Source organism: Coralloluteibacterium thermophilum (assembly GCF_042654365.1).
GTDB classification, from domain to species: domain Bacteria; phylum Pseudomonadota; class Gammaproteobacteria; order Xanthomonadales; family Xanthomonadaceae; genus Coralloluteibacterium; species Coralloluteibacterium thermophilum.
The window spans coordinates 42,430-62,954 of sequence record NZ_JBHSGG010000002.1; the positions used below are offsets into that span (position 1 = coordinate 42,430).

Annotated in this window: 20 protein-coding genes; 10 read left to right on the top strand and 10 right to left on the bottom strand. The window is 73.1% G+C overall.

Annotated elements, in window-relative coordinates:
* Positions 1-7: 7 nt before the first annotated feature.
* A complete protein-coding gene (locus ACFO3Q_RS00605; RefSeq protein WP_377002583.1) occupies positions 8-607 on the bottom strand; it encodes a malonic semialdehyde reductase in 600 nt (199 codons plus the stop codon).
* A 154-nt stretch (positions 608-761) separates the two neighbouring features.
* Between ACFO3Q_RS00605 and ACFO3Q_RS00610 the strand changes: the two genes are divergently transcribed.
* Entirely contained in the window at positions 762-1,757 is a 996-nt protein-coding gene (locus ACFO3Q_RS00610) for a mitochondrial fission ELM1 family protein (protein WP_377002584.1), read from the top strand.
* Here the strand turns inward: ACFO3Q_RS00610 and ACFO3Q_RS00615 are convergent.
* From ACFO3Q_RS00615 to glnE, 5 genes are all read right to left on the bottom strand, one after another.
* On the bottom strand, positions 1,744-2,169 hold the full coding sequence (locus ACFO3Q_RS00615) for a CopD family protein (RefSeq protein ID WP_377002585.1): 426 nt from the start codon (positions 2,167-2,169) through the stop codon (positions 1,744-1,746). The genes ACFO3Q_RS00610 and ACFO3Q_RS00615 overlap by 14 nt on opposite strands.
* Before the next feature lie 7 nt (positions 2,170-2,176).
* Entirely contained in the window at positions 2,177-2,512 is a 336-nt protein-coding gene (locus ACFO3Q_RS00620; RefSeq protein ID WP_377002586.1) for a DUF3817 domain-containing protein, read from the bottom strand.
* Positions 2,509-2,769 carry a hypothetical protein gene (locus ACFO3Q_RS00625; RefSeq protein WP_377002588.1) on the bottom strand — a complete coding sequence of 87 codons (261 nt, stop codon included), beginning with the start codon at positions 2,767-2,769 and terminating at the stop codon, positions 2,509-2,511. The genes ACFO3Q_RS00620 and ACFO3Q_RS00625 overlap by 4 nt, the downstream gene beginning before the upstream one ends.
* Before the next feature lie 11 nt (positions 2,770-2,780).
* Positions 2,781-3,110 carry an ArsR/SmtB family transcription factor gene (locus ACFO3Q_RS00630; protein ID WP_377002589.1) on the bottom strand — a complete coding sequence of 110 codons (330 nt, stop codon included), beginning with the start codon at positions 3,108-3,110 and terminating at the stop codon, positions 2,781-2,783.
* 143 nt (positions 3,111-3,253) lie between these two features.
* Positions 3,254-6,091 (bottom strand): bifunctional [glutamate--ammonia ligase]-adenylyl-L-tyrosine phosphorylase/[glutamate--ammonia-ligase] adenylyltransferase, encoded by a 2,838-nt coding sequence (gene glnE, locus ACFO3Q_RS00635; protein ID WP_377002590.1) that lies wholly within the window; start codon positions 6,089-6,091, stop codon positions 3,254-3,256.
* Between the two features lie 72 nt (positions 6,092-6,163).
* On the opposite strand from glnE, the gene ACFO3Q_RS00640 reads away from it, so the two are divergent.
* Positions 6,164-6,649 (top strand): hypothetical protein, encoded by a 486-nt coding sequence (locus ACFO3Q_RS00640; RefSeq protein ID WP_377002591.1) that lies wholly within the window; start codon positions 6,164-6,166, stop codon positions 6,647-6,649.
* Between the two features lie 79 nt (positions 6,650-6,728).
* On the opposite strand, the gene ACFO3Q_RS00645 is transcribed toward ACFO3Q_RS00640, so the two are convergent.
* Both ACFO3Q_RS00645 and ACFO3Q_RS00650 read right to left on the bottom strand, forming a co-directional pair.
* Positions 6,729-9,221: a S8 family serine peptidase gene (locus ACFO3Q_RS00645; RefSeq protein WP_377002592.1), complete on the bottom strand. Its 2,493-nt coding sequence runs from the start codon at positions 9,219-9,221 to the stop codon at positions 6,729-6,731.
* Positions 9,222-9,587: 366 nt separating this feature from the next.
* On the bottom strand, positions 9,588-11,189 hold the full coding sequence (locus tag ACFO3Q_RS00650; protein WP_377002594.1) for a phytoene desaturase family protein: 1,602 nt from the start codon (positions 11,187-11,189) through the stop codon (positions 9,588-9,590).
* A gap of 87 nt (positions 11,190-11,276) precedes the next feature.
* Between ACFO3Q_RS00650 and ACFO3Q_RS00655 the strand changes: the two genes are divergently transcribed.
* Complete coding sequence (locus ACFO3Q_RS00655) at positions 11,277-11,879, top strand: mismatch-specific DNA-glycosylase (RefSeq protein WP_377002595.1); 603 nt, start codon at positions 11,277-11,279, stop codon at positions 11,877-11,879.
* A gap of 121 nt (positions 11,880-12,000) precedes the next feature.
* On the opposite strand, the gene groL is transcribed toward ACFO3Q_RS00655, so the two are convergent.
* On the bottom strand, positions 12,001-13,641 hold the full coding sequence (groL, locus tag ACFO3Q_RS00660; RefSeq protein ID WP_377002596.1) for a chaperonin GroEL: 1,641 nt from the start codon (positions 13,639-13,641) through the stop codon (positions 12,001-12,003).
* A gap of 113 nt (positions 13,642-13,754) precedes the next feature.
* A complete protein-coding gene (gene groES, locus ACFO3Q_RS00665; protein ID WP_377002597.1) occupies positions 13,755-14,042 on the bottom strand; it encodes a co-chaperone GroES in 288 nt (95 codons plus the stop codon).
* 256 nt (positions 14,043-14,298) lie between these two features.
* Between groES and cutA the strand changes: the two genes are divergently transcribed.
* The 7 genes from cutA (at position 14,299) to accC (ending at position 20,483) form a co-directional block, all read left to right on the top strand.
* The gene (cutA, locus tag ACFO3Q_RS00670) at positions 14,299-14,634 is read left to right on the top strand and encodes a divalent-cation tolerance protein CutA (protein WP_377002598.1); all 336 of its coding nucleotides are present in this window, start codon (positions 14,299-14,301) and stop codon (positions 14,632-14,634) included.
* On the top strand, positions 14,631-16,808 hold the full coding sequence (locus ACFO3Q_RS00675) for a protein-disulfide reductase DsbD family protein (RefSeq protein ID WP_377002599.1): 2,178 nt from the start codon (positions 14,631-14,633) through the stop codon (positions 16,806-16,808). Before cutA ends, ACFO3Q_RS00675 begins: the two co-directional genes overlap by 4 nt.
* 11 nt (positions 16,809-16,819) lie before the next feature.
* Positions 16,820-17,371 (top strand): TlpA family protein disulfide reductase, encoded by a 552-nt coding sequence (locus ACFO3Q_RS00680; protein WP_377002602.1) that lies wholly within the window; start codon positions 16,820-16,822, stop codon positions 17,369-17,371.
* 218 nt (positions 17,372-17,589) lie between these two features.
* Positions 17,590-18,039, top strand: a complete 450-nt coding sequence (gene aroQ / locus ACFO3Q_RS00685; RefSeq protein WP_377002603.1) for a type II 3-dehydroquinate dehydratase — start codon at positions 17,590-17,592, stop codon at positions 18,037-18,039.
* A complete protein-coding gene (locus ACFO3Q_RS00690) occupies positions 18,036-18,446 on the top strand; it encodes a lysozyme inhibitor LprI family protein (RefSeq protein ID WP_377002604.1) in 411 nt (136 codons plus the stop codon). The genes aroQ and ACFO3Q_RS00690 overlap by 4 nt, the downstream gene beginning before the upstream one ends.
* Positions 18,447-18,490: 44 nt before the next feature.
* Positions 18,491-18,967, top strand: coding sequence for an acetyl-CoA carboxylase biotin carboxyl carrier protein (gene accB / locus ACFO3Q_RS00695; protein ID WP_377002605.1), 477 nt, complete (start codon positions 18,491-18,493; stop codon positions 18,965-18,967).
* Between the two features lie 148 nt (positions 18,968-19,115).
* Complete coding sequence (gene accC, locus ACFO3Q_RS00700; RefSeq protein ID WP_377002607.1) at positions 19,116-20,483, top strand: acetyl-CoA carboxylase biotin carboxylase subunit; 1,368 nt, start codon at positions 19,116-19,118, stop codon at positions 20,481-20,483.
* Positions 20,484-20,525: the final 42 nt, after the last annotated feature.

Consider the following 20,525-nt stretch of genomic DNA (forward strand, 5'->3'; position numbering starts at 1 on the left):
ACGGGGATCAGACGATGCGTGCGGCCTCGTCGAACGGCAGCCGCGGCGAGCGCGGGAACAGCTTGCTGTCGTCGCCGTGGCCCAGGTTCACCAGGAAGTTGGAACGGATCGCGGTGCCGGCGAAGAACAGCGCGTCGACCTTGGCGTTGTCGAAGCCGGACATCGGGCCGGCATCGAGGCCGAGCGCGCGCGCGGCCAGGATCAGGTAGGCGCCCTGCAGGGTGCCGTTGCGGAAGGCCGAGACCTCGGCGAGCCGCGCATCGCCGTCGAACCAGCTCTTGGCGTCGGTGTGCGGGAACAGGTAGGGCAGCTTGTCGTAGAAATGGGTGTCGTGGCCGACGATGACGGTGACCGGCGCCGCCAGGGTCTTCTCTCGGTTGCCCTCGGAGAGGGCGGGCGCGAGCTTCTGCTTGGCCTCCTGCGAGGTCACGAAGACGAAGCGCGCCGGGCTCTGGTTGGCGCTGGTGGGGCCCCACTTCACCAGGTCGTACAGGGCACGCAGGGTCTCCTCGGACACCTCGCCGCGCAGCACGTTGTGGGTGCGGGCGGTGCGGAACAGGGTGTCGAGGCCGGCGGCATCGAGGGGCTGACGCGTGGACGTGGACATGGCGGACTCCGTGCGGTCGATGCGGCAAGTGTAAGGGTCCGCCGAAAGGGCGACGTCACGCCGTGGACGGAACTGATCGTCTTCGCCGCCGTCCCTTGTCGCATCGCGTCGCCGCCGCGGGCCCGGCGGCAGCGACACCGCCTAGACTGTAGCGATGCCCGCGCCCGCCCCCGCACTCTGGACCCTCACCGACGGCGCCGCCGGCAACCGCCGGCAGGCCGAGGCGCTGGCGGCTGCGCTTGCGGGCACGGCGCGGCGCGACCTGGTGCTGGCGCCGCGGGCGCCCTGGCGCTGGCTGGCGCCACGCCGGGTGCCGGGTGCGGCACGGTGCTTCGATCCCGCCCTGGCGGGCGGGCCGGCCGCAGCGCCGGCGCTCGCGATCGGCTGCGGCCGCCAGGCCGCGCTCGCCACCCGCCTGCTGCGCGCCCGGGGCACCCGCACGATCCAGCTTCTCGACCCGCGCCTGTCGCCACGGCACTGGGACCTGCTGATCGTGCCCGAGCACGACCGCCTGCGCGGGGAGAACGTCCTCACCGTCCGCGGCAGCCTGCACCCCATCGACGACGCCTGGCTGGCGGCCGCCCGCGCCACCTGGGCCCCGCGCCTGGCGGGCCTGCCCGCGCCACGGACCGGCCTGCTCCTGGGCGGGCCCATCGCCCAGGTGCCATGGACGCCGGCCGACCTGGACGCGCTCCTCGACGGGCTCGCCGCCGAGGCCCGCGCGAGCGGGGCGAGCCTGCTCGTCACCGGCTCCCGCCGCACGCCGGCCTGGGCGGTGCAGGCCGTCCACGCGCGCCTGGGCTCCCTGCCCGGGCTGCGGTGGTTCGGCGCGCACGACGGCGAGAATCCCTACCCCGGCATCCTGGCCTGCTGCGATCGCCTCGTCGTCGGCGCGGACTCGGTGAACCTGCTGTCGGAGGCCGCGGCCACGCACGCGACGCTGCACGCGGCCTTCGCGTCGCGCGCAGCGGGCCGGCACGCGGACTTCCTCGCCGCCCTGCGCGGCTCCGGCCGCCTGGACGGGCTGGACGCCGCCCCGCTGCGCGAGCTGCCGCGCGCCGCGGCCTGGGTGCGCGAGCGCCTGGGGCTGGGCGATCCACCGTCCCCGACGGCGACACCCGTGGAGACGGTCCCGATCAGAAGGGCTTGATCGCCACCAGGATCACGACCGCGAGCGCCAGGCCGACGACCGTCGGCGGCGCGTGGCGGGCGACGGCGGACGCCGGTCCGTCGTCGCCTGCGTGGACGAGCCTGCGCAGGCGCCCGGAGACCACCCCGTGCAGCGCGGAGAGGGCAAGGACCAGCACGAGCTTGGCCAGCAGCCAGCCGCTCGGAAACCAGCCGCCCTGCGTGGCCAGCGCCAGGCCGAGCGCCCACGCCAGCAGCATGGCGGGCGACGTCGCGATCCGGTCCCAGCGCAGGACGTCCCGAAGCCAGTCCGCGGACGCCTGGCCTGCCCCGTGCCGGGCCGCGACCGAAAGCGCAAGCGTCGCCGCCAGCATCCCGCCGATCCAGACGATCACCGCGCCGATGTGCAGGGACTTCAGCCAGAGATAGAGCATCGCGGCCTCACCCCGCCGCCAGCAGTGCCTTCTGCCGTCGCGCCAGCGCGCGCTCGTTGGCGAAGGCGCCGAAGGGAATGAACGCCGCGCCCAGCATGCGGGCGACCTCCGCGCGCGACCAGCCGCCCCCGCTCACGGTCTGGATCAGCATCCAGACGTAGAGAAGGAAGGCCATGCCGTGGACCGGCCCCATGACCGCGCTCGCCTGCGGAATGCCCGCGAGGTGCTTCAACGGGACCGCGACGAGGACGAGCAGCAGGAGCGTCGTTCCCTCGAGGATCGAGACCGCGCGCATGCGGCGCAGCTGGGCGAGGTCCTCGGCGCGGCCGCACGGAGCGTTCATTCGACCTCCTTCAGGACCTTCTCCACCCGTGCCAGACGGGCATCGAGGTCGGCCACGCCGGCCTGCAGCGCGCGCAGCGCCTCGGCGTTTTCCCGCTGGGCCGCGACCGCGCGCCCGGCGAGATCGCGATACGCCTCCTCGGCGCCCGCGCGCAGACGGGCCTGGCGGGTCGCCACGACGAACTTCATCGCGAAGATCGCCAGGACGGTCGCCAGGAGGAGGATCGTGACGAACAGGAACAGCTGCGGGTTTTCCACGGTGCGACTCCTCAGGGGTCGGGTTTCTTCTCGGGCGCGCTCAGGGACCGCACCGCCCCGGCGATGGCGGCGGGCGTCAGCGCGATGTGGAAGGGCGCGGCCTCGAAGTAGTTGAGGGCCTTCCCGTCCGGCGACAGCGCGTGCTCGCTCCTCACCAGGCCCGCGTCCTCGAGCTTGCGCAGGTGGAGGTGCAGGAGAGGCCGACTGATGCCCAGCTCGCGCGCCAGCTGGCTGACGTAGACGCGGCCGCGGGCATGCAGGGCGGCGACGATCCGCAGGCGGTGCGGGTTCGCCAGCGCAGCCAGCATCTCGAGCAATCGGTCGCCTTCGGCGCTCGTCACAAGCGGCCCCTCCTCACGTGCGGGGATCCTAGGCGGCGACGACGCGCGTAGTCAACGATTTCGAACACATGAAAGAAATTACTTACACCATATGCGACCCGCATCACCGCCTGCCAGGCGCCCGGCAGGCGGTCGGCGGCGGCTCAGGCGTCGGAGAGGCGCTCGGGCAGCGGCATCGTCCGGGCCGGGCGCGCAGGCAGCGCGGTGAAGTCCAGCCCCGCCGATCGGCAGGCCGCGCGGATGGCGGCGCGGGTGCGCGCGAGATCGGCATCCTCCTCGACGATGCGCGGACGTGCGTCCAGGGTGCAGGCGAGGCCGCGGGCGACCAGGGCGGCGTGGGCCGCGGCGAGTTCCGCGGCCTGCACCTGCGCGAGCAGGCCGGCATCGGCGAGCGCCGCAATCAGGCCGGGAGAATCCTGGGGTGCGGCCACCGCCGGATGCGCCGCGGCGTGTTCGAGCACCTGCGCCTGGAGCAGGAACTCCAGATCGACCAGGCCCCCCTCCCCCTGCTTGAGATCGAAGCGTCCCGCGCGGGAACGGTCGAGCTCGGCGCGCATGCGCGCGCGCATGGCGAGGATGTCCTGGCGCAGGCCGTCCGGGTCGCGCGGGTGGGCCAGGGTCTCGTGGCGGACCCGCGCGAAGGCCGCGGCCACCGCCTCGCTGCCGGCGACGGGGCGCGCCCGCACCAGCGCCTGCCGCTCCCAGGTCCAGGCGCGCTCGCGCTGGTAGGCGGCGAAGCTCGCCACCGAGGAGACCAGCATGCCCTTGGCGCCGTCCGGGCGCAGGCGCACGTCGACCTCGTAGAGCCGCCCGGCCGCCGTGAGGGTACCGAGCAGGGCGACGATCTTCTGCGCCAGCCGCCCGTACCAACGGGCGGCATCCACGCCACGGGCACCGTCCGAGACCGCGTCGGCGGGCGCGTCGTAGAGGAACACCAGGTCCAGGTCGGACCCGAAGCCGAGTTCGAGCCCGCCGAAGCTGCCGTAGCCAAGCACCGCGATGCCGCCGTCCGGCAGGCGTCCGTACGCCTCCACCACCTCGCGCTCGGCCAGCGCCAGCACCACCCCCACCACGCACTCCGCCAGCGCCGCGAGCTGGTGCGAGGACTCCACCGCGGTCTGGCGCTCGGTCAGCGCCGCCAGGGCGATGCGGAAGGCGAAGCCGTGCCGCAGTTCGTTCAGCACCTCCAGCCGCGCCTCGGTGTCGGCCGGGTCCAGGTGCCCGCTGCGCCGCTGCCACTCCGCCTGGAAGGTCTCCACCGTCGGCAGCGGGCCGGCCGCGCGCGCGTCCAGCAGTTCGTCGAGCAGGAGCGGGTGCGCCGCCAGGCGCTCCGCCAGCAGGGCGCTGCGCGTGGCGACGTCCACCAGCCGCGTGAGCGCGCCCGGCTGCTCGTGCAGCAGGGCCAGATAGCTGCTGCGCCGGGCGATGGCGCCGACCAGGGCGATCAAGCGCGGCAGCGCCGCGTCGGGCGCGGTGCCGGCGGCGGCGGCCTCCAACAGGGCCGGAAGCACGTGGTCCAGCCGGCTGCGCCCGCGCGCGCTCAGGCCGCGCAGCGCCGGGGAGGTCGCGAATGCCCGCAGCGCCGCATCCGCCGACGCGGCGTCGGCGAAACCGGCGGCGGCCAGCGTGGCGGCCTCGCCGCCGTCGGGCAGCGCCTTCCAGTAGATGCGCAGTGCACCGTCCGGCGCCTGCCTGCGACGCGCCGCGAGCAGGCGGCCGAACTCGCCGGCGACGCGGTCGCGGTGCGCATCCAGGACAGCGCGCAGCGAATCCCAGTCGGCGAAGCCCATGCCGGCCGCGAGCCGCGCCTGCGCCTCGGGCTCGCGCGGCAGCTCGTGGGTCTGCATGTCGCCGCGCATCTGCACGCGGTTCTCCAGGTGCCGCAGGAACAGGTAAGCCTCGCGCAGGTCGCGCGCGATGTCCGGCGCCAGGTACCCCGCCTCGGCCAGCGCGGCGAGCATCGGCAGCAGCCGGCGGTCGCGCAGCGCGGGCTCGCGGCCTCCGCGCACCAGCTGCAGCGCCTGCACGAGGAACTCGATCTCGCGGATGCCGCCCGGCCCGCGCTTGATGTCGTCGGCCAGCTCGCGTCGCGCCACCTCGGTGGCGATCAGCGCCTTCATCTCGCGCAGGCCCTCCAGGGCGGTGTAGTCGAGATAGCGCCGGTAGACGAAGGGCCGCAGCGCCTCCAGCAGGCGCTCGCCGGCGCCGAGGTCGCCCGCGACCGGCCGGGCCTTGATCCAGGCATAGCGTTCCCAGTCGCGGCCCTCGTTCTGGAAGTACTGCTCCATCGCCGCGAACGGCAGCGCCACCCGCCCGGCGCTGCCGAACGGCCGCAGCCGCAGGTCGACGCGGAACGCGAAGCCATCGGCGGTCACCTCGTCGAGCAGGCGGGTGAGCCCGCGCACCGCGCGGATGGCGAAGGCGTCGTCGGTGAGCGGCTCCGCGCCGTCGGTCGCGCCCCCGTGCGGGTAGGCCAGCACGAGGTCCACGTCGGAGGAGAAGTTCAGCTCGCCGCCGCCGAGCTTGCCCAGGCCGAACACCACCAGCCGCTGCGGCGCGCCCTCGCGGTCGCGAAAGCGCCCATGCCGGACCTCCAGCCGCGCGACGGTGGCATCCAGCGCCGCGGCGATGCCCTGCTCCGCGATGCGCGTGCAGCCTGCGAGGGTGGCCGCGACATCGTCCAGGCCGCGCACGTCGCGCCAGATCAGGCGCGTGGACTCGGCCGCCCGCCAGCGCCGCAGCAGGCGCTGCCAGTCGGCTTCTGCTTCCAGCGACAGCACCGGCGGCGGCGTGGGCGCGTCGTCGAGCCGCTCCGCCAGCGCCGGCTGGCGCAGCAGGGTGTCGATGGCGAAATCGCTGACCAGGGCCAGACGCGCGAACTCCGTCTCGCGGCCGGCCACGGCGATGCCGGCCCCGGCGAGCGCCTCCAGGCTGTCGCGGACGCGCGGAAAACGCGCCAGGATCGCTGCGTGTGCGTGCATGCAGGAAGTGTCGCATGCGCCGCCGCGGCGGCCTCCACGTCGCCTCGACCCGCGCGCGGGCTCCATGGCGGCATGCTCCTGCTCCGCCCCCGCCTCGCCGCCCTCGCGTTCGCCACGGCGGCGCTCTGCGCCTGCGCGCCCGCCGCCGACCCCGCACCGGCACCGCCGGCCGCATCCGACAACCGTGCCGAGGAGGCCCGGCTCGAAGCGCAGGCGCGCGCCTCCCCCGACTGGCTCGACGGCCTGTGGCACGGGACGCTGTACCGGGAGTACGAGAACGCGCAGTGGCCGGTCGAACTGGACGCGCGGCCCGGCGCCGCGCCCTACCGGGTCAACTACCGCACGCTGGGCTGCATCGCCGAGCTGGTTCCCGGGGACGCCGCCTTCGCCGTGCCGGACGAACCCGAGTTCGCCCAGCGCGTCGTGGAGGGCGTCTCGACCTGCCTGCCGCCAGGTCGCGTGCGCCTGATGCGCGGCAACGGAGGCGAGCTGCACTTCAACTACATCTCGGCCGACGACGTCTCCCACCGCGCCAGCGGCACCCTGCGCAGGCTCTGAAGACGACGACGCCCCGGCCTGCGCCGGGGCGTCGCGTGCGCGGCGTGGCCCCTTGGACGGACCACGGCGCGATGCGGCGCTACTCGTCGTAGCTGCCGCGCAGGGTCACCCGCGAGAAGGCCGTCTCGCCGACCACCAGCGCGTACCAGGTGCCGGCCGTCGGCACGCGCACGCTCACGGTCTCGTTGTTGCCAGGGCGCCGCGAGGCGAGGTCGTGCTCGTCGACCGTGGGCATCTCACCCTGCCTGAGGTAGAGCGAGACGTCGCCGCTGCCGCCGGCGGTCAGCACGCGAAGGTTTCCGGCGCCTTCCGGCACCTCGATGCTGAAGCCGAGCGCCTCGCCAGGCGCGCCGGACAGGTCGCGGAGCGTCGTGCCGTTCCCGATGGGGGTGACGCCGCCACCGACATCGCCGTCGTGGGTCGCCACCAGGGTGAGGCCCGAGACCGCGCTGTAGCCGCGCACGAACACGTACCAGGTCCCGGCGTCGGGATCGTCGAACGCGCAGGTCTCGTTGTTGCCGGCACTGTAGGGCCGGCAGTCGTACGCGGTGGTGGTCGGCTCCTCGCCGTGGCGCACGTAGAGGTCGCCGTCGCCGGTCCCGCCGCCGATCTGCGCGGTGAAGGTGGTGGCGTCCTCGGGCACCTCGATCTGGTAGCGCGCCCATTCGCCCGCCGGGATGGCGATGCCGGTCACCGGCACGCCGTTCTCGAGCGTGGCCGGCGGCGGCGGCGGGGTGTCGTCGGCGACGGCGGTGAGGGTCGCGCCGTCGAAGGCCGTGAAGCCGTAGAGCGCGACGTGCCACGGCCCGGGCGCGGGGTTCTCGAACGCGCAGGTCTCGTCGTTGCCGTCCTCGTAGGGACGGCAGTCGTAGAGCAGCGGGGTGACCTCGCTGCCCTGGCGGACGTAGAGGTCGAGGTCGCCGGTGCCGCCGCCGGTCTCGATGGTCAGGGTGTAGGTGTTCTCCGGGACGTCGATCACGTAGCGCAGCACCTGGCCGTCGGTCTCGACGCCCACCGGGATCGCCTCGCCGCTGGCCAGCGGCAGCGGATCGACGGGATCGGGCGGCTCCGGCGGCTCCGGCGCCTCCTCGCCCAGGGCGACGGCGATGGCCGCCTCCGCGTTGACGATGCCGGTGCCCACGGGAACGTCGGGTGCGTAGACGTAGGGCCGGGTGGTGGCCTCGAGCACGTCCTTGATCTCCGCCGGGCTCAGCTTCTCGCCGCCGGCCGCCACCACCGCGCTCTGCACCAGCGCGACCACGCCGGCGACGTGCGGCGCCGCCATCGAGGTGCCGCTGTAGGACGCGTAGGCGTCGCCACCGGGAACCGGTTCCTCCTCGCCCGCATTGATCGTCGACCACACGCCGGCACCGGGGGCGCTGACGGAGATCCCCGTGCCCCAGGTGGTGCTGAAGCCGCGCATGCCGTCGCGGTTGTTGGCGGCCACCGCGATCACGCCCGCGCAGTTGGCCGGGCGGTTGTTGGCGACGTCGTTGTTGCCGTTGCCGGCGGCCACCACCACGGCCGTGTTCTGCGCGAGCGCGGCGTCGATCGCGTCCTGGTAGATGCCGCAGGCACCGCCGCCGCCCAGGCTCAGGTTGATGACGTCGGCCTTGTGCGCGGTATTGGCCGGGATCTCGCTGCCGCCCGGGCCGCCGCCCACCGGACCGGCGCCGGAGGCCCAGTAGATGGCGTCGGCGATGTCGGAGAGATAGCCGCCGCCGGTGCCGAGCACGCGCACCGGCAGCACCCTCGCCCCGGGCGCGACACCCGCGCCGCCGAGGCCGTTGCCGGTGCGCGCGGAGACCGTGCCGGCGACGTGGCTGCCGTGCCAGCTGCTCGGGATCGGGATGATTCCCCAGAACAGTTCCCAGTCGCCCAGGTCCCAGGCGCCCGGCGCGCGCCAGTCGTCGTCGCGGCCGGAGGTCGCTGCGTCGGTGATGAAGTCCCAGCTCGCGTCGGCGAGCGCGGTGTCCAGGTCCTCGTGCTCGACGATGCCGGTATCGAGGACCGCCACCACGATGCCCTCGCCGCTGCTGCGCGCCCAGGCCGGCGGCAGGTTCACGCCGCCCGCCGGCTCGTGGTAGTGCCACTGCAGCGCGGCGTAGTCGGGATCGTCGGGTTCGGCCAGGGGCTTCTGCTTGACGTCGGGCTCGGCGTACTCCACCTCGCGGTCGGCGGCGATGCCGCGCAGCACCGCGTCGAGCTGGCGCGCATCCAGCGGGCGCGACAGGCGGATGAGGTCGGCGCCCACGCCGAGCCGGCGCAGGTGGCTGGCCTGGACGGCGTCGCCGGACGCGATGGAGACGCCCTGCTCGCGCGCGATCGCGGCCTGCACGCGGGCGACGGCCGCCGCGGGATCCTGTCGGGCCGGCGAGCCCTCGCGGTACTTCACGATGATGCGGTCGCTGCCGCCGGCGGCCTCGACCTCGGCGGCCAGCGCGCGCCCGTCCTTGCCGCCGATGCCGGGGACCGCCGCAAGGCCGCCCGCGTGGGCCGCAGGCGCTGCGAGTGCGGCGGCGATCATGCCCGCCAGCAGGTGGCGGCGCAGTGCTTCCTTCTTCGTTTCCACGTGCACGTCTCCCGTTGTTCGCCGGCACCGGCCGGCCGCAGCGCGTGCCCGTGCGGGCCGCTGCGGGAAGACGAAGACCCCTGTCCGCGCCACGCGACGCGGCACCGCGAGGCGCCGCCGCGACACCCTCCGTCAGGTCGTGTCCGGCCGGGGCTTGGCGGCGCGACGCGCCGCTGCAGACCGGACGCGACCGACGCTAGCGGCGGCGTCCGGGCGAGGCAATGTGAATGCGTGCCAATGGCGACGGGGCGTGGAAAAAAAACGAAACCCGTGCCGTTGCCGGCACGGGTTTCTCCCTCCCCCACGTCTTTGTTCCGCATCCTCCCGGAGCCGCGCGCGCAACGCACGCTGCGCTGCAATACGCCCTCAGCGGAGATCGCGGAGCACCTCGCGCGCGGCGTTGCGGCCGGGCAGGCCGGTGACGCCGCCGCCGGGGTGCGAGCCGGACCCGCACAGGTAGAGGCCCGGTAGCGCGCCGCGGTAGGCGGCCTGCCCCAGGAAGGGCCGTGCGGAGAACAGCTGGTCGGCGCCCAGCGCGCCGTGGAAGATGTCGCCGCCGACCAGGCCGAACTCGCGTTCGAGGTCGAGCGGCGAGAGCGCCCGCCAGCCGAGCACGCTGCGCGCGAAGTTGGGCGCGACCCGGTCCACGGTGTCGATCATGAGCCGCGCCACGGTGTCGCGGTGCGCATCCCAGCCGCCCTCGACCTCGGGGTTCACGTGCTGGCAGAACAGGCTCGCCACGTGCGCGCCGGGCGGAGCGAGGCTGTCGTCCAGCGTCGAGGAGATCACCAGTTCGACGATGGGCGCGCGTGCCCAGCCCGGGTTGTGCTCGCGCGACCTGGCGTCGAAGTAGGCGCGCTCGAAGTACGCCAGGGACTCGCCGACGAGGATGCCGGCCTGGTGGTGCGCCTGCAGGCCGGTGCCGGGCGCGGCGATGAAGTCGGGCAGCTCCGAGAGCGCCACGTTCATGCGGAAGGTGCCGGATCCGCAGCGGTAGCGCGCGACGCGCCCGCGCAGGTCCGGATCGACGTGCTCGGGCGGGACCAGACGCTGGTAGAGCAGGCGCGGGTTGATCGCCGAGACCACGGCCCGCGCGCGCACCACCTCGCCATCGGCCAGCACCACTCCGCAGGCGCGGCCCTTCTCGACCAGCACCGCATCGACCGCGGCCGCGGTGTGCATGCGCACGCCGCGCGCACGCGCCTCCGTCGCGATGGCGTCGCTGATCGCGCCCATGCCGCCGATGGCGTGGCCCCAGACGCCCTGCCTGCCGTTGACCTCGCCGAACACATGGTGCAGCAGCACGTAGGCGGAGCCGGGGGTATAGGGACTGGCGAAGTTGCCGACCACCGAGTCCCAGCCCAGCGCGGCCTTCAGCGGCTCGGACTCGAACCAGTCGTCGAGCAGTTCGCCCGCCGACTTGGCGAAGAGGTCGAGCAGGTCCCGGCGGCCGCGCAGGTCGAGCGTCTTCAGCTGGCGGGCGACCGCGGCCGAGGCGATCCAGTCGGCCAGCACGAAGCGTTCCGAGACGTTGGGCGGCGTCCGCCGCATCAGCGCGCGCAGCACGGCGACCACGCGTTCGAGCATGGCGACGTAGGCCGGCAGCCGCTCGGCGTCGCGCGCCGAGAAACGCGCCACCTGGGCCTGCGCATTGGCGCCGCCGAGGCGGAAGGCGCGTCCGTCCGACAGCGGCAGGAAGTTCGCGAACGGCCGTTCGACGATGCGCAGGCCGTGCTCGGCCAGGCGCAGCTCGCGGATGATGTCCGGGTCGAGCAGGCTGACGGTGTAGCTGCAGGTCGAGTTGCGGAAGCCGGGATGGAACTCCTCGGTCACCGCGGCGCCGCCGAGCACCGGCCGGCGCTCGAACAGCCGCACGCGCAGCCCGCCCGCGGCGAGGTAGGCCGCGCACACCAGGCCGTTGTGGCCGCCGCCGATCAGGGCGATGTCGCAGTCGCCAGCCTTGGTCATGCCGTCCCTCCCCTCCGGCGGGGACTATAGGACATGGCCTTCGCGCGCGGACCGCGATGCTGCGGCGCCCGTCGCCGCAGCATCGCCATGCCTCCAGCCGCAACCCGCCATCCCGACGTCGCCGCCGGCCTGCGCCGCCCCACCCCCGCGGAGCTGGAGGCCGCGCGCGGGCTGGGGCTCGACGACCTGGTGGCGCCGGGCCTGGCCGTGCTGTTCTGCGGCATCAATCCGGGCCTGTACTCCGCCGCGACCGGCCGGCACTTCGCGCGTCCGGGCAACCGCTTCTGGCCGGCGCTGCACGCGTCGGGGTTCACGCCGACCCGCTTCTCCCCGTTCGAGAACGAGCGGCTGCCCGCCCTCGGCCTCGGCATCACCAACATGGTCGCCCGCACCACCGCGCGCGCCGACGAACTCGCCGCCGCCGAATACGTGGCAGGCGCCGCGCGCCTGCGCCGCCTGCTGAGGACGACGCGCCCGGGCTGGCTCGCCGTGGTGGGCCTGGGCGCCTGGCGCAGCGCCACGGGCGCACGCGACGCCCAGGTCGGCCCGCAGCCCGAGCCGTTCGAGGGCACGCGGGTATGGCTGCTGCCGAGCCCCAGCGGGCTCAACGCGCACTGGCAGCCCGTCGCGCTGGCCGCCGAGTTCGCGCGCCTGCGCGAGGCGGCCGGGCTGCCCGACCGCAGGCGCTGACGGGCAGGCGCGTCGCCGACGTGGCGGCTCGCACCGTCCCGGGGCGACCGCGCCTTCGACAAAAAAAAAAGGCCCCGCCGAAGCGGGGCCTTTTCGTAGGCGGTGCAGCCGGTGGCCGGACTCAGAAGTCCATGCCGCCCATGCCGCCCATGCCGCCGGCGCCCGGCATCGCGGGCTCGTCCTTCTTCGGCAGCTCGCCGACCATGGCCTCGGTGGTGATCATGAGGCCGGCGATCGACGCGGCGTTCTGCAGCGCGGTGCGGGTGACCTTGGTCGGATCCAGGATGCCGAACTCGACCATGTCGCCGAACTCGCCGTTGGCGGCGTTGTAGCCGAAGTTGCCCGAACCTTCCTTCACGCGGTTGAGGATGACCGAGGGCTCCTCGCCGGCGTTGGTGACGATCTCGCGCAGCGGCGCTTCCATCGCACGGCGGGCGATCTGGATGCCGTGGTTCTGGTCCTCGTTGATGCCCTTGAGGTTCTCGACGGCCTTGAGCGCACGGATCAGAGCCACGCCGCCGCCCGGGACGACGCCTTCCTCGACGGCCGCACGGGTCGCGTGCAGGGCGTCCTCGACGCGCGCCTTCTTCTCCTTCATCTCGACCTCGGTGGCCGCGCCGACCTTGATGACGGCCACGCCGCCGGCCAGCTTCGCCACGCGCTCCTGCAGCTTCTCGCGGTCGTAGTCCGAGGAGGTCTCCTCGATCTGCGCCTTGATCTGCTTGATGCGCGACTCGATCGCACCGCTCTCACCGGCGCCGTCGATGATGGTGGTGTTCTCCTTCGAGACCTGCACCTTCTTGGCGCGGCCGAGGTCGTTGATGGTGGCCTTCTCGAGGGACAGGCCGACTTCCTCGGAGATCACGGTGCCGCCGGTGAGGATCGCCATGTCCTCGAGCATCGCCTTGCGGCGGTCGCCGAAGCCCGGCGCCTTGACCGCGCAGACCTTGACGATGCCGCGGATGGTGTTGACCACCAGGGTCGCCAGGGCCTCGCCCTCGACTTCCTCGGCGACGATCAGCAGCGGCTTGCCGGCCTTGGCCACGCCCTCGAGGACGGGCAGCAGGTCACGCACGTTGGAGATCTTCTTGTCGTGCAGGAGGATGAACGGGTCGTCCAGGTCGGCCTGCTGCGACTGCTGGTTGTTGATGAAGTACGGCGACAGGTAGCCGCGGTCGAACTGCATGCCCTCGACGACGTCGAGCTCGTTCTCGAGGCCCGAGCCTTCCTCGACGGTGATCACGCCTTCCTTGCCGACCTTCTTCATCGCGTCGGCGATGATGGTGCCGATCGACTCGTCGGAGTTGGCCGAGATCGTGCCGACTTGGGCGATGGCCTTGTCGTCGGCGGTGGGCTTGGAGAGGTTCTTCAGCTCGCCGACGGCGGCCTGCACGGCCTTGTCGATGCCGCGCTTGAGGTCCATCGGGTTCATGCCGGCGGCGACCGCCTTCATGCCCTCGCGGATCAGCGCCTGGGCCAGCACGGTCGCGGTGGTGGTGCCGTCACCGGCGTTGTCGGAGGTCTTGGACGCGACCTCCTTCACCATCTGCGCGCCCATGTTCTCGAACTTGTCCTGGAGCTCGATCTCCTTGGCGACGGACACGCCGTCCTTGGTGATCGTCGGGGCGCCGAAGCTCTTCTCGAGCACGACGTTGCGGCCCTTCGGGCCGAGCGTGGCCTTGACGGCGTTGGCCAGAACGTTGACGCCACGGACCATGCGGGCACGTGCGTCTTCGCCGAAGCGGATTTCCTTGGCTGCCATGATGTTGTTACCTCAAACGAGTAGAGCGGGAATGGGAATCGTCGATCGGGAGGGGGTGGGGTCGGCAGGCAGAGGCGCTGGCCCCTGTGCCCGCGACCGGCTCACCGACCCGCTCAGCCGATCACGGCGAAGATGTCGTCTTCCTTCACAACGAGGTACTCGGTGCCGTCGAGCTTGACCTCGGTGCCGGAGTACTTGCCGAACAGGACCTTGTCGCCGGCCTTGACCTTCGGCGCGCGGACCTGACCGTTATCGAGGAACTTGCCTTCACCCACCGCCACGACCTCGCCCTTGATCGGCTTCTCGGTCGCGGAGTCAGGGATCACGATGCCGCCCGCGGACACCTTTTCTTCTTCCATGCGCTTGATGACGACGCGGTCGTACAGCGGCTTCAGGTTCATCGTTCTTGACCTCAGCAGAGTCGTAAAGGATTGATTGAACGGACAAAGGGGCGGGCGCGTTAGCACTCGACCCTTATGAGTGCCAATGATACGCACGAAGAATCCCGGACCGGAACCCTTCGTGACTGCGCCGGGATGTGGGGGACGCGGCGACGCTTTCAAGGGCCCGCGGCACCCATCGCGCCGGTCGCCGACGAGTGGCGCGCCATCGCCGGGGGTGCTAGCCTTGCCGGTTCGACCCGCGCCGGAACCCGCCATGTCCGCACGACTCGTCCTCTGCGCCTGCCCCGATGCCGCGACCGCCGCCGCGCTCGGCCGGGCGCTGGTGGACGCGCGGCTGGCGGCCTGCGCGACGGTCCTGCCGGGGGCCACCTCCATCTACCGCTGGGAGGGCCGCATCGAGGAGGCGCAGGAGGCGGTCCTCCTGATCAAGACCTGGGCCGACCGGGTCGAGGCGCTGGCGGAACGCATCCGCGCGGAGCATCCCTACGAACTCCCGGAGGTCGTCGCGGTCGAAGCCGCCGGCGGGCTGGCCGGATACCTGGCCTGGATCCACGCCGAAACCCGCACGACGGATACGCCCGCCGCATGACCCGCCTGTTCCTCGCCCTGCTGCTGGGCGCCGCCGCCCTGCCGGCGCTCGCCATCGACGAGTCCGACCTGCTGCCGATCGAGGAGGCCTTCGCACTCTCGGCGTCGGCGCCCTCCGCCGACCGGGTGGAGTTCCGGTGGGCGATCGCGGACGGCTACTACCTGTATCGCCACCGCACCCGCGTGCAGGCGGAGGACGGCTTCGCCATCGTCGGGGAGCCCGCGCTGCCGGACGGCGTGCGCCACGTGGACGAGTTCTTCGGCGAGGTCGAGACCTACCGCGGCACCCTCGTGGCGACGGTCGCCGGCACGCCCGCGGCCGGCGCGCGCAGCGCCCGCTTCCGGGTCAGCTACCAGGGCTGCGCGGACATCGGCATCTGCTATCCGCCGCACACGGAGACGGTCGAGGTGGCCCTGCCGGCCGCGCCGGCCGCCGCCGTGGACGGGCGCGCCGCCCTCGACGCGGTGTTCGGCCGCGCCGCCGGCGGGCCGCTGGCCGGGCTGGACGGCGACGCCGCCGACCTCCCGATGGCGCCGGAACGGGCGTTCCGCTTCGAGGCCATCGCCGGCGGCGCCGACACGCTGCTGCTGCGCTTCACGCCCGCGCCGGGCTACTACCTCTATCGCGACCGCGCGGCGTTCCGGCTGATCGACGCCGAGGGCCTCGCGCTCGGCGCGCCGGCCTGGCCCGAGGGCAGCGCGCATCGCGACGAGTACTTCGGGGACGTGGTCGTCTACTTCGACGAGGTCGAGGTCGCCCTGCCGCTCGCGCGCGAAATCGGCCCGGCACGCACCGTCCGGCTCGAGGCCACGTTCCAGGGCTGCCAGACCGACGGCATCTGCTATCCGCCGATGACCCGCACCGTCGAGGTGGCCCTGCCGGCCGCGGACTCGGCCTCGGTCGCCGGCGCGGCGGACGGCGGCCCGGTGCGGGAGACCCCCCCCCCCGCGCGCGCCGCGATGCCCTGGTGGGCCGCGCTGCTGTTCGCGCTCGGCGGCGGCCTGATACTGAACCTCATGCCCTGCGTCCTGCCGGTGCTGTCGCTGAAGGCGATCTCGCTGGCGCAGAGCGGCCAGGGCCGCGGCGCCGCGCGCGCCCGCGCGCTCTGGTACACGGCCGGCGTCCTCGTCGCCTTCGCCGCCCTGGGGGCGGTCGCGCTCGCGCTGCGCGAGGCCGGGATGGCCCTGGGCTGGGGCTTCCAGCTCCAGCAGCCGCTGGTCGTGGCGGCCCTGGCCTACGTCATGTTCGCGCTTGGCCTCTCGCTGTCGGGCGTGTTCTCGGTGGGCACGCGGCTGGCGGGCGTGGGCGACGCCCTGACCCGGCGCACCGGACCGGCCGGCGACTTCTTCACCGGCGTACTGGCGGTGGTGGTGGCCAGTCCCTGTACCGCGCCGTTCATGGGCGCGGCGCTGACCTTCGCCTTCGCGGCGCCGCCGGCGCTGGCGATGCTGGTGTTCCTCGCGCTCGGCCTCGGCCTGGCGCTGCCGTTCCTGCTGATCGCGTTCGTGCCCGCGCTGGCGGCACACCTGCCGCGCCCCGGCCCCTGGATGGAGACGCTCAAGCAGGTCATGGCCTTCCCGCTCTACGCCACCGCGGCCTGGCTGGCCTGGGTGCTCACCAGCCAGCGCGGCGCGGATGCGACCGCATGGCTGCTCGCGGGCGCCCTGCTGCTCGCCTTCGGGCTGTGGCTGGCGGAGCGCCTGCGCCATCGCGAGCGCCCGGTGCTGCGGACGGCCGCCCTCCTCATCGCGCTGGCGGCGGCCTGGCCGCTGTGGCGCGTGCACGGGCTTCCCGCGCCCGAGCGCGGCCTCGCGCAGCCGACCCGCGCCGACGGCGCGATTCCCTACTCGGCCTCGGCGCTCGAGGCCCTGCGCCGCGACGGGCGCACCGTGTTCGTCAACATGACGGCGGACTGGTGCATGACCTGCAAGGCGAACGAGCGCCGCGTGCTGGACACCGCCGCCTTCCGGGCGGCCTTGGCGCGCGCGGGCGCCGTCTACATGGTCGGAGACTGGACGAACGTGGATCCCGAGATCACCGCTTTCCTCGAAGCACACGGCGCCGTGGGCGTCCCGCTCTACGTGGTGCTGCATCCCGAGCACGGCGACCGCGTGCTGCCGACGGTGCTGACGCAGTCGCAGGTCGAGGCGGCCCTGGCCGGGGGCGCCCCGTGAGCGGCGCGCGCATGCTCCGCTTCCTTCCCGTCGTGCTGGTGGCCGCGCTCGCGGCCGGCGCGGGACTCTGGTTCGGCCGCGCGTCCCAGCTCCCGCCGGTCAAGCCGGTCCCGGAGGGCGTGACCGTCGCCGGTCGCGGCGACCTCGCCCCCGACATCCGCCTGCCCGACCTCGACGGCACGCTCTACGGCCTCGATGCCTGGCGCGGCCGGCCGCTGCTCATCAACTACTGGGCGAGCTGGTGCGCGCCCTGCGTCGAGGAGATGCCGCTGCTGGCCGGCTTCGCCGCCGCCCAGGCCGGCAAGCCGGACGGCGTGCAGGTCATCGGCATCGCGCTGGACGAGGTGGACGCGGTGCGCGACTTCCTGCGACGCGTGCCGGTGGCCTACCCCATCCTCATGGAGATCGCCGGCCCCGACGACAGCTCGGTCCGCCTCGGCAACACCCGCGGTGTCCTGCCCTACTCCGTCCTCCTCGACGCCGACGGACGCATCGTCCGCACCAAGCTCGGCCCCTTCACCCACGACGAACTGGAGCGCTGGGCGTTACTGAGGAGCGAGTGAGGAGACGCGGAAGCGAAGACGCGTTGGCGTCCCGCCACGCCCCAAGCCCAAGCCCAAGCCCAAGCCCCAAGCCCACGCCCCGGCCCTGAGCCCCCCGGGCCCCTGCCATTCAAACACCCACCCAACTCCGCCCAACTCCGCCCATCTGACCGCAACATGCTGGACAGTACGGCGGGCGCGGCCCCAGACTGTGCGCTTCCGTCCTCGCCCGCGCACCCTTGGCACAGATCCTCGTCCTGCACGGCCCCAACCTGAACCTGCTCGGGGAACGCGAGCCGGCGGTGTACGGGCGCGCCACGCTGGCGGAGATCGACGCCGCGCTGCGCGTCCAGGCCGAGGCGGCGGGCCACACGCTGGAGAGCCTGCAGTCCAACGCCGAGCACGTGCTGGTCGAGCGCGTGCAGGCGGCGCGCGGCGACGGCACCGCCTTCATCCTGATCAACCCGGCCGCCTTCACCCACACCTCGGTCGCCCTGCGCGACGCACTGGCGGCGACGGGCCTGCCCTTCGTCGAAGTGCACCTCTCCAATCCGCATGCGCGCGAGCCGTTCCGGCACCACAGCTACTTCAGCGATCTCGCGGTGGCGGTGATCTGCGGCTTCGGCGCGACCGGCTACCGCCACGCGCTCGACCACGCGCTGCGGCACCTGGAGCCCGGCGAGGCATGAGCCGCCTGCCCGACGCCCGGTGGCTGTTCGCGCTGGTCCTGGCCGCGTGGTGCGGGCCCGCGTCCGCCGACGCACCGGACTGCACCGGCCCCGGGGCCATCGCCGACGCCGACCTGTGCATGGCGCAGGACTTCGAACGCCTGGATCGCGCGCTCGGCGACGCCGTGCGCGACCTGCTCGCGCAGATGGAGGCATTCGCCGCGTCCGGCGCATGCAGCAGCTGCAGCGCGGAGCAGCTCGACCGCGCCCAGCGGCAGTGGCTGCGGTTCCGCGAGGACGACTGCGAAGCCGTCTACGCCATCGCGGCGGACGGCTCCGGCCGCAACCAGGCCCGCCTGGACTGCCTGATCGACCACACCCGGACACGGACCGTCCAGCTCGACACGCTCTACCGCCGCGCGCTCTAGGCGCGCGCCGCTCCCACCATCCGACACGTCACCACGAGGGCCTCATGGACCTGCGCAAGATCAAGAAACTCATCGACCTGCTGGAAGAGTCGAACCTGGCCGAAATCGAGATCAAGGAGGGCGAGGAGTCCGTCCGCCTTTCGCGCGTGCCGACGGGTGCCGCGGCCGCCCCGGTCGCCGTCGCCTACGAGGCCCCGCGCGCGGCGCCGGCACCCGCCGCCGGCACGGACGGCGCTCCCGCTCCCGCCGCGGCCGCGCCCGCCAAGGGCGGCAGCGACCTGCCCCCGGGCGAGGTCGTGCGCTCGCCGATGGTCGGCACCTTCTACACCGCGCCCAATCCCGACGCCCCGCCCTTCGTGAGCGTCGGCCAGCAGGTCAAGGTCGGCGACACCCTCGGCATCATCGAGGCGATGAAGATGTTCAACCCCATCGAGTCCGAGATCGCGGGCACCGTCGTCGCCGTCCTCGCCGAGGCCGGTCAGCCGGTGGAGTTCGACCAGCCGCTGTTCGTCATCGGGTGATGCCAGCGAAGCTGGGAAGAGGGAATCGGGAAGAGGGACCTGCAGCGATGCTGCGGCCGGCCCGGCAGCGCACCGTAGCGCCCGCGGCACTCCACCCTCGCCCGTCCCGATTCCCGCTTCCCCATTCCCGCCTTCCAGGTCCCAAGCCATGCTCGAAAAAGTCGTCATCGCCAACCGCGGCGAGATCGCGCTGCGCATCCTGCGCGCCTGTCACGCCCTCGGCATCAGCACGGTCGCGGTGCACTCCACCGTCGACCGCAACCTCAAGCACGTGGCCATGGCCGACGAGTCGGTGTGCATCGGCCCGCCGCCGTCGAACCAGAGCTACCTCGACATGCCGGCGATCATCGCCGCGGCCGAGGTGACCGACGCGCAGGCCATCCACCCCGGCTACGGCTTCCTGTCGGAGAACGCGGACTTCGCCGAGCGCGTGGAGCAGTCCGGCTTCATCTTCATCGGCCCCAAGGCCGAGACCATCCGCCTGATGGGCGACAAGGTCGAGGCGATCAAGGCGATGAAGGCCGCCGGCGTGCCCTGCGTGCCCGGTTCCGGCGGGCCGCTCGGCGACGATGCCGCGACCAACGCCCGCATCGCGCGCGAGATCGGCTACCCCGTGATCATCAAGGCCGCCGGCGGCGGCGGCGGCCGCGGCATGCGCGTGGTGCACGTCGAGGGCTCGCTGCACTCGGCCATCGCCACGACCAAGTCCGAGGCCAAGGCCGCGTTCGGCAACGACATGGTCTACATGGAGAAGTTCCTGGAGAATCCGCGCCACGTGGAGATCCAGGTGCTCGCCGACGGCCAGGGCAACGCCATCCACCTCGGCGAGCGCGACTGCTCGATGCAGCGCCGCCACCAGAAGGTCGTCGAGGAAGCTCCGGCACCGGGCATCACGCCCGAACAGCGCGCCGAGATCGGCCGCGTCTGCGTGGAGGCCTGCATCCGCATCGGCTACCGCGGCGCGGGTACCTTCGAGTTCCTCTACGAAAACGGGCGCTTCTACTTCATCGAGATGAACACCCGCATCCAGGTCGAGCACCCGGTGACCGAGATGATCACCGGCATCGACCTGGTGCGCGAGCAGCTCAGCATCGCCGCCGGCAACAAGCTGTCGATCCGGCAGGAGGACGTGGTCATCAACGGCCACGCCATCGAATGCCGCATCAACGCCGAGGACCCGGAGACCTTCCTGCCCAGCCCCGGCCTCATCAGGCACTTCCACGCCCCGGGCGGGCCGGGCGTGCGCGTGGACAGCCACATCTACGAGGGCTACCGCGTCCCGCCGAACTACGACTCCATGATCGGCAAGCTCATCGTGCACGGCCCCGACCGCGAGACCGCGATCTGCCGCATGCGCGTGGCGCTGTCGGAGATGGTCGTGGACGGCATCAAGACCAACATCGCCCTGCAGCAGCGGATCATGGCCGACCAGGGCTTCCAGGCCGGCGGCATGAACATCCACTACCTCGAGAAGCGCCTCAAGGAACACCGCGAGAAGGCCATCGGCCTGGGATGAGGCCGAGAAGCGGGAGATGACGGGCGCGCGACGAGGAGAGGC

Coding starts and splice junctions, on each gene's coding strand:
- ACFO3Q_RS00605 (WP_377002583.1), bottom strand. CDS start 607: ATGTCCACGTCCACGCGTCAGCCCCTCGATGCCGCCGGCCTCGACACC.
- ACFO3Q_RS00610 (WP_377002584.1), top strand. CDS start 762: ATGCCCGCGCCCGCCCCCGCACTCTGGACCCTCACCGACGGCGCCGCC.
- ACFO3Q_RS00615 (WP_377002585.1), bottom strand. CDS start 2,169: ATGCTCTATCTCTGGCTGAAGTCCCTGCACATCGGCGCGGTGATCGTC.
- ACFO3Q_RS00620 (WP_377002586.1), bottom strand. CDS start 2,512: ATGAACGCTCCGTGCGGCCGCGCCGAGGACCTCGCCCAGCTGCGCCGC.
- glnE (WP_377002590.1), bottom strand. CDS start 6,091: ATGCACGCACACGCAGCGATCCTGGCGCGTTTTCCGCGCGTCCGCGAC.
- ACFO3Q_RS00640 (WP_377002591.1), top strand. CDS start 6,164: ATGCTCCTGCTCCGCCCCCGCCTCGCCGCCCTCGCGTTCGCCACGGCG.
- ACFO3Q_RS00650 (WP_377002594.1), bottom strand. CDS start 11,189: ATGACCAAGGCTGGCGACTGCGACATCGCCCTGATCGGCGGCGGCCAC.
- ACFO3Q_RS00655 (WP_377002595.1), top strand. CDS start 11,277: ATGCCTCCAGCCGCAACCCGCCATCCCGACGTCGCCGCCGGCCTGCGC.
- groL (WP_377002596.1), bottom strand. CDS start 13,641: ATGGCAGCCAAGGAAATCCGCTTCGGCGAAGACGCACGTGCCCGCATG.
- groES (WP_377002597.1), bottom strand. CDS start 14,042: ATGAACCTGAAGCCGCTGTACGACCGCGTCGTCATCAAGCGCATGGAA.
- cutA (WP_377002598.1), top strand. CDS start 14,299: ATGTCCGCACGACTCGTCCTCTGCGCCTGCCCCGATGCCGCGACCGCC.
- ACFO3Q_RS00675 (WP_377002599.1), top strand. CDS start 14,631: ATGACCCGCCTGTTCCTCGCCCTGCTGCTGGGCGCCGCCGCCCTGCCG.
- ACFO3Q_RS00680 (WP_377002602.1), top strand. CDS start 16,820: ATGCTCCGCTTCCTTCCCGTCGTGCTGGTGGCCGCGCTCGCGGCCGGC.
- ACFO3Q_RS00690 (WP_377002604.1), top strand. CDS start 18,036: ATGAGCCGCCTGCCCGACGCCCGGTGGCTGTTCGCGCTGGTCCTGGCC.
- accB (WP_377002605.1), top strand. CDS start 18,491: ATGGACCTGCGCAAGATCAAGAAACTCATCGACCTGCTGGAAGAGTCG.
- accC (WP_377002607.1), top strand. CDS start 19,116: ATGCTCGAAAAAGTCGTCATCGCCAACCGCGGCGAGATCGCGCTGCGC.